Consider the following 14,694-nt stretch of genomic DNA (forward strand, 5'->3'; position numbering starts at 1 on the left):
CTCGATTACGTCCCGGTCGATGAGGCCGTTTCGGGCATACCCAGCATGGGCGCCAGAAACCGCCCCGTATGCGAGCCGGATACAGCAGCGACCGCCTCTGGCGTTCCCGTGGCAATGATCTCACCGCCACCGGATCCGCCCTCGGGCCCCAGGTCGATGATCCAGTCGGCCGTCTTGATCACATCCAGGTTATGTTCGATGACCACCACCGTGTTGCCATGGTCCCGCAGACGGTGCAGCACCTTGAGCAGCTGATCCACGTCCTCGAAGTGCAGGCCGGTGGTGGGCTCGTCCAGGATGTACAGCGTCCGGCCCGTGTCACGTTTGGAGAGCTCCCGGGCCAGTTTCACCCGTTGGGCCTCGCCCCCGGAGAGGGTGGTGGCATTCTGTCCCAGTTGGACGTAGGACAGACCCACGTCCATCAAGGTATCCAGCTTGCGTTTGACCACCGGGACGGCGTCGAAGAACTCCACCGCGTCCTCCACGGTCATCTCCAGCACTTCGTGGATGTTCTTGCCCTTGTAGCGCACATCCAGGGTCTCGCGGTTGTAACGCTTGCCCCGACAGATGTCGCAGGGCACATAGACATCCGGCAGGAAATGCATCTCTACCTTGATCACCCCGTCCCCCTGGCAGGCCTCGCAGCGTCCGCCACGGACATTGAACGAGAAGCGACCGGGCGCATAGCCCCGGGAGCGAGCCTCCTGGGTGCCCGCGAACAGCTCGCGAATGGGAGTGAACAGGCCGGTATAAGTGGCCGGATTGGAGCGGGGTGTACGGCCAATGGGGCTTTGGTCGATGTCGACCACCTTGTCCAGATGTTCCACGCCCTCCACACGTTCATAGGGCGCCGGTTGATCTCCCGCCTTATTGATCCGCAGGGCCATGAGCCGATACAGGGTGTCGTTGATCAGGGTGGATTTGCCGGAGCCGGAAACGCCCGTGACGCAGGTCAGCAGGCCCACCGGCACGTCCATGTCCACGTTGCTCAGGTTATTGCCCCGGGCTCCGATGACGCGCAGCAGGCGGTCCGGGGCCACGGGGTGTCGCCGGGATGGCACTTCGATGCGTCGGCGCCCACTCAGATACTGCCCGGTGAGGGAGTGTTCCGTCTGACTCACCTGTCCGGGGGTGCCCTGCGCCACTACTTGCCCACCGTGACGTCCGGCGCCCGGACCCATGTCCACCACATGATCGGCGCGGCGGATGGCATCCTCGTCGTGTTCCACCACCAGGACGGTGTTGCCCAGGTCCCGCAGGTAGGTGAGGGTGTTGAGCAGGCGTTCGTTGTCGCGCTGATGCAGGCCGATGGAGGGTTCGTCCAGGATGTACATCACGCCCACCAGGCCGGCGCCAATCTGTGAGGCCAGGCGGATGCGCTGGGCCTCGCCCCCGGAGAGGGTATCGGCCGAGCGGTCCAGGGTCAGGTAGTCCAGGCCCACGTTCACCAGGAAATTCAGTCGGGCCACGATCTCCTTGACGATCTTGTCGGCGATCTGTCCCTGTTTGCCCGGCAGGGCCAGTTCGGTGAAAAATCGCTGGGCGTCGCCGATGGGCAGCGCGGTGAGCTGGGGCAGGGTGCGATCGTCCACAAAGACGTTGCGCGCGGCCTGGTTCAGGCGGGTGCCCTGGCAGGTGGGGCAGGGATGCATGGAGCGGTACTTGGCCAGCTCCTCCCGCACGGCGCTGGAGTCGGTTTCCCGGTAGCGGCGCTGCAGATTGGGGATGATGCCTTCAAAGGTGTGTTCGGATTTGGAGCGGCGACCGCGTTCGTTGTGATATTCGAACTGAATCTTGTCCCGGCCACTGCCATGAAGCACCACCTGGCGCACCTCTTCAGGCAGATCCTGGAAAGGGGTTTCAATATCAAAGCCGTAATGGGCCGCCAGGGACTGGATGAGTTGGAAGTAGTAGGCGTTGCGCCGGTCCCAGCCGCGCACGGCGCCGCCGGCCAGACTCAGTTCCGGGTGGGCCACCACGCGCTCCGGGTCGAAGAACTGTTGAACCCCCAGCCCATCACAGGTGGGGCAGGCACCCACCGGGTTGTTGAAGGAGAACATGCGCGGCTCCATCTCCTGGATGGCATAGCCGCAATGGGCGCAGGCGAACTGGGAGGAGAACACCAGCGGCGCGCGCTTGGGGTCGTCCAGCCAGGCCACCAGGGCCAGGCCTTCGGAGAGATTCAGGGCCGTTTCCAGGGACTCGGCCAGGCGCAGCCCAATGTCGTCGCGCACCCGGAATCGATCCACCACCACCTCGATGGTGTGCTTGCGTCGTGGTTCCAGGCTGGGCGGGTCATCCAGTTCGATGAGTTCGCCATCAATGCGCGCCCGCAGATAGCCCTGTGCCCGCAGACCCTCCAGCACGTTCAGGTGTTCGCCCTTGCGCTCCTGCACCACTGGCGCCAGCAGCATCAGCTTGTCGCCTTCCGGAAGCGCCAGGATCTGATCCACCATCTGACTCACCGTCTGTGCCTCCAGGGTGGTGCCATGTTCCGGACACCGGGGCGTGCCGGCGCGGGCGAACAGCAGGCGCAGGTAGTCGTAGATCTCCGTGATGGTGCCCACGGTGGAACGCGGGTTATGGGAGGTTGTCTTCTGTTCGATGGAGATGGCCGGAGAGAGCCCTTCGATGTGGTCCACATCCGGCTTTTCCATCATGGACAGGAACTGCCGCGCATAGGCCGACAGGGACTCCACATAGCGTCGCTGCCCCTCGGCGAACAGGGTGTCGAAGGCGAGCGAGGACTTGCCCGATCCGGACACGCCGGTGATGACGATGAGACGGTCTCGGGGAAGCACCAGGTCCACATTCTGAAGATTGTGGGTCCGGGCGCCGCGGATGATGATCTGTTCCATGGAGTGATCGCTTCGAGGGGGCGGAGGGAGTGGATCCACCCCAGTGACAGATTGCAGGCAAACGACTAATGTAACATGATCTCCGCCCCCCAAGCGGCCCCGGATCCTGGGGCCGGCCTGGGGCGGGGAGTCGGCCCGGCAACACGGATGATCCGGGCATCAGGGAATGATTCGAATCGATTGAAAACGGACCCAATGAGGCGTTAGGAGCGAACATGGCAAGAGGTATCAACAAAGTGATTTTGGTGGGTAATCTGGGGAATGACCCGGAAGTGAAATATATGCCCAGTGGCTCGGCGGTGGCCAATGTGAGCATTGCCACCACGGATCGCTGGAAGGACAAGCAGAGCGGCGAGATGCAGGATCGCACGGAGTGGCACCGGGTGGTGTTCTTCGGTCGTCTGGCTGAAATCGCCGGAGAGTACCTGCGCAAGGGCTCCCAGGTATATGTGGAGGGTCGACTGCAGACCCGCAAATGGCAGACCCAGGACGGTCAGGATCGCTACAGCACCGAGATCGTGGCCAATGAGATGCAGATGCTCGGCGGCCGGGGTGGCAGCGGAGGCGGTGGTAGCTCCAGCGACTTCGACTCCGGTGGCAGTCAATGGGGACAGAGCGGTTCCCGGGGGCAGGGTGAACCCGCATCGTCCGGCGGTGGGCAGTCCTCCGGCCAGTCGTCCGGTTCCCGCCCGGAGCCCAGTGACTTTGACGACGATATACCGTTCTAAATAGAACGTATTTCGATTTCGGTTTATTTAAATTGTAAGGCCCTGTTTTTCAGGGCCTTTCCCCCCCCCCTCTCTAATCGACTTCGGCTGAAGTGATGATCTGTGCTTCATACCGTAAGCTGGGAAGGCCGGAACAGGCATTGAAATCATTCCAGGGAGGTCGGTATGGATAAGAAGGCTCTCAGCGAACGGGACATCTGCACCAAGTTCATCACCCCGGCGCTGGAGCGTGCCGGCTGGGACATCCAGACCCAGGTGCGCGAGGAGGTGTCGTTCACCGCCGGCCGCATCATCGTACGCGGGCGCATGCACATTCGAGGCAAGCGCCGCCGCGCCGACTACCTGCTCAACTACCACAAGGACCAGCCTATTGCGGTGATCGAGGCCAAGGACAACAAGCACGGCCTGGGCGACGGCATGCAGCAGGCACTTGCCTACGCCGACGCCCTGGATGTGCCCTTCGTGTTCACCAGCAATGGCGACGGCTTTCTGTGCCACGATCGCACCGGCCTGGGCAGCCAGACCGAAACCGTGCTGGGTCTCGACGACTTCCCCTCCCCCGAGATGCTCTGGGAGTGCTACTGCCGTTACAGGGGCCTTGGGCCCAGCGAACGCCCGGTGGTGGAACAGCCCTACTACGATGACGGCAGCGGTCGCAGCCCCCGCTACTACCAGCGTGTTGCCATCAACCGCACCGTGGAGGCGGTGGCCCGCGGCCAGCAGCGCATCCTGCTGGTGATGGCCACGGGCACCGGCAAGACCTTCACCGCCTTCCAGATCATCTGGCGGCTGTGGAAGGCTAAACAGAAAAAGCGAATTCTCTTTCTGGCTGACCGCAACATTTTGGTCGATCAGACCAAGAACAACGACTTCAAGCCTTTCGGCCAGGCCATGACCAAGGTCAGCAACCGCACGGTAGACAAGTCCTACGAGGTCTATCTCTCGCTCTACCAGGCAGTGACCGGCAGCGAGGAAGAGCAGGACATCTACCGACAGTTCTCTCCGGACTTCTTCGACCTGGTCATCATCGACGAATGCCATCGTGGCAGCGCCGCGGTGGACTCCGCCTGGCGCCGGGTACTCGACTACTTCGCCTCTGCCACCCATATCGGGCTGACCGCCACGCCCAAGGAGACGAAAGAGGTCTCCAACAGCGACTACTTCGGCGAGCCGCTCTACACCTACTCGCTCAAGCAGGGCATCGAGGACGGCTTCCTCGCTCCCTACAAGGTTATCCGCGTGGATATCGACCGCGACCTGCAGGGGTGGCGGCCCAGCAAGGGACAGCGTGACAAACTGGGTCAGGAGATTGAGGATCGCATCTACAATCAGAAGGATTTCGACCGGCAGATGGTCCTGGAACCGCGCACCGAGCTGGTGGCACTCAAGATCACCGAGTTCCTGGAGGGCAGCGACCCTTACCAGAAGACCATCATCTTCTGCGAGGACATCGACCACGCCGAGCGCATGCGCCAGGCGCTGGTCAACCTCAATCCCAAGCGGGTGGCGGAGAATCGCAAGTACGTGATGCGCATCACCGGCGACGAGGCCGAAGGTAAAGCGGAGCTTGATAACTTCATCAACCCCGAGGAGCGCTACCCCGTCATCGCCACCACCAGCAAGCTGATGACCACCGGTGTGGACGCCCAGACCTGCAAGTTGATCGTGCTCGACCAGCGCATCCAGTCCATGACCGAGTTCAAGCAGATCATCGGCCGTGGCACCCGCATCAACGACGACTACCAAAAACACTGGTTCACCATCCTGGACTTCAAGAAGGCCACCGAGCTGTTCGCCGATCCCGAATTTGACGGCGACCCAGTGAAGGTCTACCAGCCTTACCCCGACGACCCCATCACGCCGGATGACGAGCAGGCACAGAGCGATGTGGTACCGAACGGCGTAGAAGACACCCACGCTGAGTACGATGTTGAAGAAGGCGCCACCTGGCAGAGCGACGATTCCACCGCCATCCCAGGCGGTTCTCTCTTCGATAAAGATGGGGGCCAGGGCCGGCGGGTGAAGTATGTGGTCAACGATGTGAAAGTCAGCGTGGTGGCCGAGCGCGTGCAGTACCTCGGCCCGGACGGCAAGCTGATCACCGAGAGCCTGCGCGATTACACCCGTCAGAAGGTCAAGGAGCAGTTCGCCTCACTGGACGACTTCCTGCGCCGCTGGCATGAAGCCGAGCGCAAGCAAGCGATTCTCGATGAGTTGGCCGAGCAGGGCATTTTCTGGGATGAGCTGATCGCCGAGCTTGGCAGGAAGCTCGGTGACGAACCCGACCCCTTCGATGTGATCTGCCATATCGCCTTCGACCGCCCACCACTGACCCGCCGCGAGCGCGCCGACCAGGTGAAGAAGCGGGACATCTTCAGTCGCTACGAGGGCCAGGCCCGCAAGGTACTGGAGTCGCTGGTGGAGAAATACACCGACGCCGGCATCACCCCTATCGAGGACCCCAAGGTGCTCACCCTGGCCCCCTTCAGCGCCATCGGTGCTCCCATGGAGCTGGTCAAGGCCTTCGGCGGCAAGGCCGGCTACACCCGCGCCGTCCACGAACTGGAAGATGCCCTCTACCAGTTCGGTGGCTGATCGGTATCCTGTCACCCTTCGCTATCGCCCCAACCGATGTGAGCCAATCCCCGATGCGGGCCATCCTGCGCATGGCGCCTATCTGTGAGTGGGCCCGCATCCATTCAATATCACAAGGAATCCACACCCCCCATGAGTATCTCCACCACCATCAAGTCCATCCAGGACATCATGCGCAAGGACGTCGGTGTCGACGGCGATGCACAGCGCATCGGCCAGCTGGTCTGGATGTTGTTCCTGAAGATCTTCGACGACCGGGAACAGGAGTGGGAAATGTTCGACGATGCTTACCGCTCGCCGATACCCGAGCCGCTGCGCTGGCGCAACTGGGCCGCCGACCCCGAGGGCATGACCGGCGACGAACTCAAGGACTTCGTCGACAACACGCTGTTCCCCGGCCTGCAGCTGCTGCAGGCCCGCGGCGAGGATACCCGCGCGGTGGTGATCCGCAACATCTTCGAGGACGCCTACAACTACATGAAGTCCGGCTAGTTGATGCGTCAGGTCATCAACAAATTGCAGGACGGCATCGACTTCAACACCCAGGCAGACCGCCACCAGCTCGGCGACATGTATGAGCAGATCCTCAAGGATCTGCAAAGCGCCGGCAACGCCGGCGAGTTCTACACCCCGCGGGCTGTGACCGAGTTCATGGTCAACCGGGTGGACCCCAGGCTTGATGAGATGGTGATGGACCCGGCCTGTGGCACGGGTGGCTTTCTTACCTGCACCATTGAGCACAAGCGCAGCCACTACGTGCAGACCCCGGAAGACGAGCAGAGCCTGCAGGCCAGCATTCGCGGCATCGAGAAGAAGCCCTTGCCCCATCTGCTGGCCACCACCAACCTGATTCTCCACGGCATCGAGGTGCCGGAGCAGATCCGCCACGACAACGCCCTGGCCCGCCCGCTGATCAGCTGGGGACCCAAGGAACGGGTAGACGTGATCCTTGCCAACCCGCCCTTCGGCGGCATGGAGGAAGACGGCATCGAGACCAACTTCCCCCAGGCCTTCCGCACCCGGGAAACCGCCGATCTCTTCATGACGCTGTTCATCCAGCTGCTCAAGGAGGGCGGCCGCGCTGGCGTGGTGCTACCGGACGGCTTCCTCTTCGGCGAGGGCATGAAAACCCGCCTCAAGGAGAAACTGCTCACCGAGTGCAATCTGCACACCATCGTTCGCCTACCCAACGGGGTGTTCAGCCCCTATACCGGCATCAAGACCAACCTGCTGTTCTTCTCCAAAGGCCGGCCCACCGAGCAGATCTGGTACTACGAGCACCCCTATCCCGAGGGCTACAAGAGCTACAGCAAGACCAAGCCCATGCGCTTTGCCGAATTTGCCACCGAGATCGACTGGTGGGGTGACGAGAGCGACGGCTTCGCCAGTCGCCAGGAGACCGAGCAGGCCTGGAAGGTCGGCATCGAGGAAATCAAGGCGCGCAACTACAACCTGGATATCAAGAACCCCTGGAAGGGCGAGCAAGTCAGTCACGACCCCGAGAAACTATTGGCGAAGTACGCCCAGCAGCAGGCTGAGATCCAGGAACTGCGTGACCAGATCAAGCAGATCCTCGGCGATGCGCTGAACCATGCCACCAGGGAAGAGGGCGATCAGGTATGAACACACAGGAGTTGATAACCGCTCACCTCGACCTATGGACTGGCGCCGTCACTCACAAATCCACGGCAGGCCGCGGGAGGAATGGCAAGATCGAACTCACCGGCATCAAGAAGCTGCGCGAGCTGGTTCTGGAACTCGCTGTGCGTGGCAAGCTGGTGGACCAGGACCCCAGCGAAGAACCCGCCAGTGTGCTGCTGGAGCGCATCGCCGAGGAGAGAGCTCGGTTGGTCAAGGAAGGGAAGATAAAGAAGCCCAAGAAGCTGCCGGAGATTGCTGAGGAAGATAAGCCGTTTGAGCTGCCGGATGGGTGGGAGTGGGCTCGGATGGAAGCCATCAGTGAATATATCCAGCGCGGAAAAGGGCCCAAATATGCGAATTCTGGAAAGGTTCGCATTGTGTCACAAAAGTGTGTTCAATGGTCAAGTTTTGACCTGAACGCCTCGCGCTTCGTTGATGACAGCAGCTTGAGCAGCTATCAAGATGAGCGATATATCCGAAACAACGACATTCTATGGAACTCGACCGGCACAGGGACTGTTGGTCGAGTCATTATAGTTGAAAATCCGCGATACCCTATGGTTGCTGACTCTCATGTGACCATCATTCGCCTACTGGCTACCGAGCCAAGCCATATCCTGAACTATATTTCATCGCCTAGTGTTCAGCAGAGGATTGAACCTGACCATGAAAACTCATTGGTATCAGGTACCACTAAGCAAGTTGAACTTAACTCAGGCTCAGTGAAGCTGCTTGCAGTACCATTACCCCCTTTGGAAGAGCAACAGCGCATCGTAGAAAAAGTCGATGAACTGATGGCCCTCTGCGACAGGTTGGAGCAAAAGGCCGGAGACCAACTGGAAGCCCATGAGGTGCTGGTCGACACCCTTCTCGATGCCTTGACCCGTTCCGCCGATGCTGAGGAACTGAGCCGGAGTTGGGCCCGCGTTGCCGAGCATTTTGATACTTTATTCACCACCGAAGCCAGCATCGACAAGCTGAAGCAGACCATTCTTCAGCTGGCAGTGATGGGGCGGCTGGTGGAGCAGGATCCCAATGATGAATCGGCCAGCGTGCTACTGGAGAAGATCGCCGAGGAGAAGTCGCGGCTGGTCAATGAAGGGAAAATCAAGAAAGAAAAGAAGCGGCTAGAAATAAATCAAGCTGATGCCGGTTTTGATATACCCAAAAATTGGGCCTGGGTTAATCTCGGCGAACTGGGGGTGTTCGTAAATGGTGACAGGAGCAAGAATTACCCAAACAGAGAGGATTACGTAGCAAGCGGAATCGCTTGGATAAACACCGGCCACATAAGGCCAGACGGTACGCTAACACGGAAAGGTATGCACTTTATTACGCGTGAGAAATTTGATTCGCTGCGTGGTGGTAAGATTGAACCTACAGACCTTGTTTACTGCTTGCGTGGAGCAACATTTGGAAAAACTGCTTTTGTGACACCATATGAGGAAGGCGCAATTGCCTCATCACTAATGATTATCCGTCCGTTGCTTCCGATTATGCGCAAATATATCTATAGCTATTTGGTTAGCCCCTTAGGTCGTAGTCAGATTTTTAGATTTGACAATGGTTCGGCGCAGCCTAATTTGTCTGCAAATAGTGTAATGATGTATTTGGTGCCATTGCCCCCGGCTAATGAACAACGCCGCATCGTCGAAAAAGTCGACGAGCTGATGGTCCTCTGCAACGAGCTCAAGGCCCGATTGGCCAAGGCCGGTGAGACACGGACTCACCTCGCCGAGGCGATGGTCGATCAGGCGGTGAACTGATGGCCTACGATCGACCCTGGAAGTGTTTCAATGAGCAGATCGCGATTCTGCAATCGCGAGGTATGGGGGTTGCTGATGAGGCAGCCGCCCTGGAATGCCTGGAGCGCGTCGGTTACTACCGGCTGAGCGCCTACTGGTATCCGTTCCGGATTTTCAAAACGGTGGACCACGACCGCCAGGGGAGGCCGATCACACAGGCCACCGATCAGTTCGTTCCCAACACCCAGTTCGTCGATGCGGTGCGCCTCTACCTGTTCGACAAGGAACTCCGGCTGCGCCTGACCGATGCCCTGGAGCGGATCGAGATCGCCCTGCGTGTGGATATCGCCCACCTGCTGGGTGAGAGAGATGCCTTTGCCCACCTGCATCGTGACACCTTTCATCCATCATTTGCCCGGAAAAAGTTCGGGCGCGACCCACGCGATACCTTCGAAAAGTGGCAGGAGCGCTGCGAGGGAATGGAAAGGCGTTCCAAGGAGGACTTCGTCCAGCACTACCGACAAAAGCACGGTCCACGCCTGCCGATCTGGGTCGCCGTGGAGACCTGGGACTTCGGAACCCTCTCGCAGCTATTCGCGATGATGAAGGTGCCTGACCAACGACGCATCGCTCGTAAGTACGGTGTGCTGGACTGGGCAGTCTTTCAGAGCTGGCTGCGCTCCCTCAACTACCTGCGCAATGTCTGCGCCCACCACAGCAGGCTCTGGAACCGCAACGTCATCGACCAGCCCAAGCTGCCTGAGCTGGGCGCTCTACCGTGGTGCGATAATTTCCATGCTCAGCAGCAGTTGATCGCTCGGCCCTTTCTGCTGCTGAGCATTGTGCGGCACATGACCAAGGTGGTTTGCTCGGATACCGGCTGGCACCTTCGCCTTGAGGCGCATCTGATGACCTTCCCGGCACTGCATGCCCAGCGCCGGCTCTCGCTGGAAGATATGGGCGCCCCGGTCGGCTGGGAGCGATGGTGGTCAACTTGAGGGCCTGAGCGGCAGACAAATTAAGAACCCCCGCGTAAGCTCGTGCGAGCCAAGAGGCGGGGGCCATGTTACCAACCAGCATAGAGCACAGCCCTGGAAACGACAAGAACTTCAGCTACCATCGCCGTAAGGTGTGGACTGACCATCAACCAGGGCATCTGGGATCTGGCACGCTGCTGCAGCCTCCTCGCTGGCGGCGGCGCGGCCTGTTTGAGCGCTGCCGAGCGGATGAGTACCGCTTTGCTGACGAGCCAGGCAAAATGACGTTGCCGGAACCGGGCTCCCTGGAAGATCACACCCCTTCGGCCCGCGACATTCGCGCCCATCAGGTTTAAAATCCTCCCATGACTCTCAAGATCCACATCCAGACCCATGGCTGCCAGATGAACGAGTATGACTCGGGCAAGATGGTGGACGTGCTGCGGGCCTCCCATGGGGCGGAGTTGACGGACGACCCTGAGTCGGCGGATCTGCTGCTGCTCAATACCTGTTCCATCCGCGAGAAGGCCCAGGAAAAGGTCTTTTCGCTGCTGGGGCGCTGGCGCCGACTCAAGGACGCCCGCCCCGGGGTGCTGATTGGCGTGGGGGGCTGCGTGGCCAGTCAGGAGGGTGAGGTGCTGCGCGAGCGGGCCCCCTTCGTGGACCTGGTCTTCGGGCCTCAGACCCTGCATCGTCTGCCGCAGATGCTGGACCGTGCCCGCCGGGAGCATCAGCCGGTGGTGGACGTCTCCTTTCCCGAGATCGAGAAGTTTGATTGCCTGCCCGAGCCCCGGGCCGAGGGGCCCACGGCCTTTGTGTCGGTGATGGAGGGGTGCAGCAAGTACTGCACTTACTGTGTGGTGCCCTTCACCCGGGGCGAGGAGATCAGTCGCCCCTTCGACGATGTGCTGGCCGAGGTGGCACAACTGGCGGCCCAGGGGGTGCGCGAAGTGAACCTGCTGGGGCAGAACGTGAATGCCTATCGTGGCCCCATGCATGATGGCGAGATCGCCGATCTGGCCCTGCTGATTCATTATGTGGCGGCCGTGGACGGCATCGACCGCATCCGTTTCACCACCTCCCACCCGGTGGAGTTCTCCGACAGCCTCATCCAGGCCTTTGCCGATGTGCCGGAACTGGCCAGCCACCTGCACCTGCCGGTGCAAAGCGGCTCGGATCGCATCCTGGCGGCCATGAAGCGCGGCCATACGGCCCTGGAGTACAAGTCCCGCATCCGAAGGCTGCGCCAGGCCCGCCCGGATCTGTCCCTGTCTTCAGACTTCATTGTGGGCTTCCCGGGCGAGACCGATACGGATTTCGAGGCCACCATGCGCCTGATTGAAGAGCTGGGGTTCGATCAATCCTTCAGCTTTATCTACAGCCCCCGCCCGGGCACGCCCGCCGCCAATCTGGAGGACTCGGTACCCCTGGAGGTGAAGAAGGCGCGGCTGCAACGGTTGCAGGATCGCATCAACACCTCGGCGCGGGCCATCAGCGAGGCCATGGTGGGTTCGGTGCAAACCGTGCTGGTGGAAGGCCCTTCCCGGAAGGATCCCGCCTTCATGGCCGGCCGCACTGCCAATCACCGCATGGTCAACTTCCCCGGTGGCCCGGAGTTGTTGGGGCAGTTTGTTCCCGTGCGCATCACCGAGGCCATGAGCAACTCCCTGCGCGGTGAGCTCGTGAGTGATCCGGCACAAGCACAACCGACGCCCGTGGCGGCGAACGGCGCCTGATCCAGCTATACTTTTCAAGACACGCAACACGTCCAGTGGCCTGACCCGACCTTGATAGACCAACCTGCCGATTCCCAATCAGCGGCCCGACCCTCCTCCGTGGAGTTGTCTCTGGAGCCCGCCGACAACCTGCGTCTGGCCAATCTCTGTGGCCAGTTTGATGAACACCTTCGGCTGCTGGAAAAGCGCCTGGGGGTGGAGGTCAATAATCGCGGTAACCGCTTCAATATCATAGGCGATGCCGAGCCTGCCCAGGCCGGTGCCGAGGTGATTCGTGATCTGTATCGCATCACCGCCCGCGAAACCCTCACGCCCGAGCGGGTGCATCTGCACCTGCAGGAGTCCCAGGTGGATCTGCTCATGGAGCGCCGGGACAGTGCTGCCGATGAAGAGGACCCCGTCCTGCGGCTGCGCCGTGGCGTGATCCGGGGGCGTGGCGCCCATCAGATGCGTTATCTGCGCAACATCCGCACCCATGATCTCAATTTCGGCGTGGGTCCTGCGGGGACCGGCAAGACCTACCTGGCCGTGGCCGCCGCCTGCGAGGCCCTGGAGACGGACCGGGTGCGTCGTCTGGTGCTGGTGCGCCCGGCGGTGGAGGCAGGTGAACGCCTGGGGTTCCTGCCCGGGGATCTGGCTCAGAAGATCGACCCCTATCTGCGTCCCATGTACGACGCGCTTTACGAGATGCTGGGGTTCGAGAAGGTGGCCAAACTTCAGGAACGCAGCGTCATCGAGGTGGCCCCGCTGGCCTACATGCGCGGGCGCACCCTCAATGATGCCTTCGTCATCCTGGACGAAGCCCAGAACACCACGCCGGAACAGATGAAGATGTTCCTCACCCGCATCGGCTTTGGTTCCACCGCGGTGGTCAACGGCGACGTCACGCAAACAGATCTTCCTCACCCCCGGCAGTCGGGCCTGCGTCACGGGGTGGAGATCCTCAAGGACGTGAAGGGGGTCAGCTTCACCTTCTTTACCGCCCGGGACGTGGTGCGCCATCCTTTGGTGCAGCGTATTGTCGAGGCCTATGACGCCGGGGACGTCGGCGGCAAGGGCGCCTGATCGTGGAGTCTCGGATCCAGGTCCAGTATGCGGTGCCCCGTCGGGGCATCCCCGCCCCCGTGTCCCTGGGCCGTTGGGCGAGCCTGGCACGCCAGGGCGCTCCGGGGTCCGTGGTCATCCGTGTGGTTGATGAGGAGGAGAGCGCCCAGCTCAACGGCGCTTATCGCGGCAAGCAGGGCCCCACCAACGTGCTGTCCTTCTCCTTCGAGGGGCCGGAGGGCATCCCTGTGGATCATCTGGGCGACCTGGTGATCTGTGCCCCTGTGGTGGCCCGCGAGGCCCGGGAGCAGGGCAAGACGCCTCGCGGCCACTGGGCACACATGGTCATCCACGGTGTCCTGCATCTGCGCGGCTACGACCATCTGAACGAGGCCAAGGCGCGGGAGATGGAAATGATTGAAACATTGCTGATGGCAGAATGCGGCTATGATGACCCCTACACCCTTCCTTCCAATCCCCCTGAAACGACACACTCATGAACACTGATCGATCTAGTCACCCCGGGAGCCGCAGTTGGGTGGAGCGCTTTAGTCTTGCTCTCTCCTCGGAGCCCCGGGATCGTAGCCAGTTGGTGGAACTGCTGCGCAATGCACACCAGCGCCAGATCATTGACCCGGATGCCCTGGGGATGCTCGAGGGCGTCATGCAGGTGGCCGACATGCAGGTGCGGGACATCATGATCCCGCGGGCACAGATGGATGTGGTGACCCGGGATGCACGGCTGGATGAGATCGTGCCCCTGCTGGCGGAATCGGCCCATTCCCGTTTTCCCGTGATCGGTGATGATCGGGACGAGGTGGTGGGTATCCTGCTGGCCAAGGACATGCTGCGTTATTTCAGTCAGGAGGGGGCGGAGGGCTTCGACATGCAGGACATCCTGCGTCCTGCCGTGTTTGTTCCCGAGGCCAAGCGGCTGAACATCCTGCTCAAGGAGTTCCGTAACAGCCGTAACCACATGGCCATTGTGGTGGATGAGTACGGCGGCGTGGCCGGGCTGGTCACCATTGAGGACGTGCTGGAACAGATCGTTGGCGAGATCGACGATGAGCACGATATCGATGATTTCCTCACGCATATCCTGCGCCATACCAACGGTCGCTTCACCGTCAAGGCGCTCACTCCCATTGAGGAGTTCAACGCCTACTTCAACACCCAGTACAGTGACGAGGCCTTTGACACCATCGGCGGTTTCATCGTCCACCGCTTTGGCCATGTGCCCAAACGGGGTGAAGAGCTGGTATTCGATCGCTTCCACGTGCGTGTGCTGCGGGCCGATAATCGGCGCGTTCACCTGCTGGAGTTGAGCTATCGAGACGTGCCGGCGGCCGAATCCGACAAGGCCTCCTGAC

Annotated in this window: 12 protein-coding genes; 11 read left to right on the forward strand and 1 reads right to left on the reverse strand. The window is 61.0% G+C overall.

The window, feature by feature from the left end:
• Positions 1–5: 5 nt before the first annotated feature.
• Positions 6–2,858 (reverse strand): excinuclease ABC subunit UvrA, encoded by a 2,853-nt coding sequence (gene uvrA / locus LPW29_RS05930; RefSeq protein WP_238627260.1) that lies wholly within the window; start codon positions 2,856–2,858, stop codon positions 6–8.
• Positions 2,859–3,073: 215 nt separating this feature from the next.
• On the opposite strand from uvrA, the gene ssb reads away from it, so the two are divergent.
• The 11 genes from ssb (at position 3,074) to LPW29_RS05985 (ending at position 14,693) form a co-directional block, all read left to right on the forward strand.
• Positions 3,074–3,586, forward strand: coding sequence for a single-stranded DNA-binding protein (gene ssb, locus LPW29_RS05935; RefSeq protein ID WP_063464737.1), 513 nt, complete (start codon positions 3,074–3,076; stop codon positions 3,584–3,586).
• Between the two features lie 165 nt (positions 3,587–3,751).
• Complete coding sequence (gene hsdR, locus LPW29_RS05940; RefSeq protein WP_238627261.1) at positions 3,752–6,181, forward strand: EcoAI/FtnUII family type I restriction enzme subunit R; 2,430 nt, start codon at positions 3,752–3,754, stop codon at positions 6,179–6,181.
• Between the two features lie 132 nt (positions 6,182–6,313).
• Positions 6,314–6,673, forward strand: a complete 360-nt coding sequence (locus LPW29_RS05945) for a type I restriction-modification system subunit M N-terminal domain-containing protein (RefSeq protein WP_238627262.1) — start codon at positions 6,314–6,316, stop codon at positions 6,671–6,673.
• Positions 6,674–6,676: 3 nt separating this feature from the next.
• Positions 6,677–7,804, forward strand: coding sequence for an N-6 DNA methylase (locus tag LPW29_RS05950; protein ID WP_238627263.1), 1,128 nt, complete (start codon positions 6,677–6,679; stop codon positions 7,802–7,804).
• Complete coding sequence (locus LPW29_RS05955) at positions 7,801–9,588, forward strand: restriction endonuclease subunit S (RefSeq protein ID WP_238627264.1); 1,788 nt, start codon at positions 7,801–7,803, stop codon at positions 9,586–9,588. Before LPW29_RS05950 ends, LPW29_RS05955 begins: the two co-directional genes overlap by 4 nt.
• Complete coding sequence (locus LPW29_RS05960) at positions 9,588–10,565, forward strand: Abi family protein (RefSeq protein WP_238627265.1); 978 nt, start codon at positions 9,588–9,590, stop codon at positions 10,563–10,565. Before LPW29_RS05955 ends, LPW29_RS05960 begins: the two co-directional genes overlap by 1 nt.
• A 65-nt stretch (positions 10,566–10,630) precedes the next feature.
• Positions 10,631–10,900, forward strand: coding sequence for a hypothetical protein (locus LPW29_RS05965; protein ID WP_238627266.1), 270 nt, complete (start codon positions 10,631–10,633; stop codon positions 10,898–10,900).
• 9 nt (positions 10,901–10,909) lie between these two features.
• Positions 10,910–12,280, forward strand: coding sequence for a tRNA (N6-isopentenyl adenosine(37)-C2)-methylthiotransferase MiaB (gene miaB, locus LPW29_RS05970; protein ID WP_238627267.1), 1,371 nt, complete (start codon positions 10,910–10,912; stop codon positions 12,278–12,280).
• 54 nt (positions 12,281–12,334) lie between these two features.
• The gene (locus LPW29_RS05975) at positions 12,335–13,345 is read left to right on the forward strand and encodes a PhoH family protein (protein WP_090253192.1); all 1,011 of its coding nucleotides are present in this window, start codon (positions 12,335–12,337) and stop codon (positions 13,343–13,345) included.
• A gap of 2 nt (positions 13,346–13,347) precedes the next feature.
• On the forward strand, positions 13,348–13,824 hold the full coding sequence (ybeY, locus tag LPW29_RS05980; protein ID WP_238627268.1) for an rRNA maturation RNase YbeY: 477 nt from the start codon (positions 13,348–13,350) through the stop codon (positions 13,822–13,824).
• Complete coding sequence (locus LPW29_RS05985) at positions 13,821–14,693, forward strand: HlyC/CorC family transporter (protein WP_238627269.1); 873 nt, start codon at positions 13,821–13,823, stop codon at positions 14,691–14,693. Before ybeY ends, LPW29_RS05985 begins: the two co-directional genes overlap by 4 nt.
• Position 14,694: the final 1 nt, after the last annotated feature.

Origin of the sequence: Ectothiorhodospira sp. 9100 (genome assembly GCF_022227565.1) — a bacterium.
Lineage (GTDB): Bacteria > Pseudomonadota > Gammaproteobacteria > Ectothiorhodospirales > Ectothiorhodospiraceae > Ectothiorhodospira > Ectothiorhodospira marina.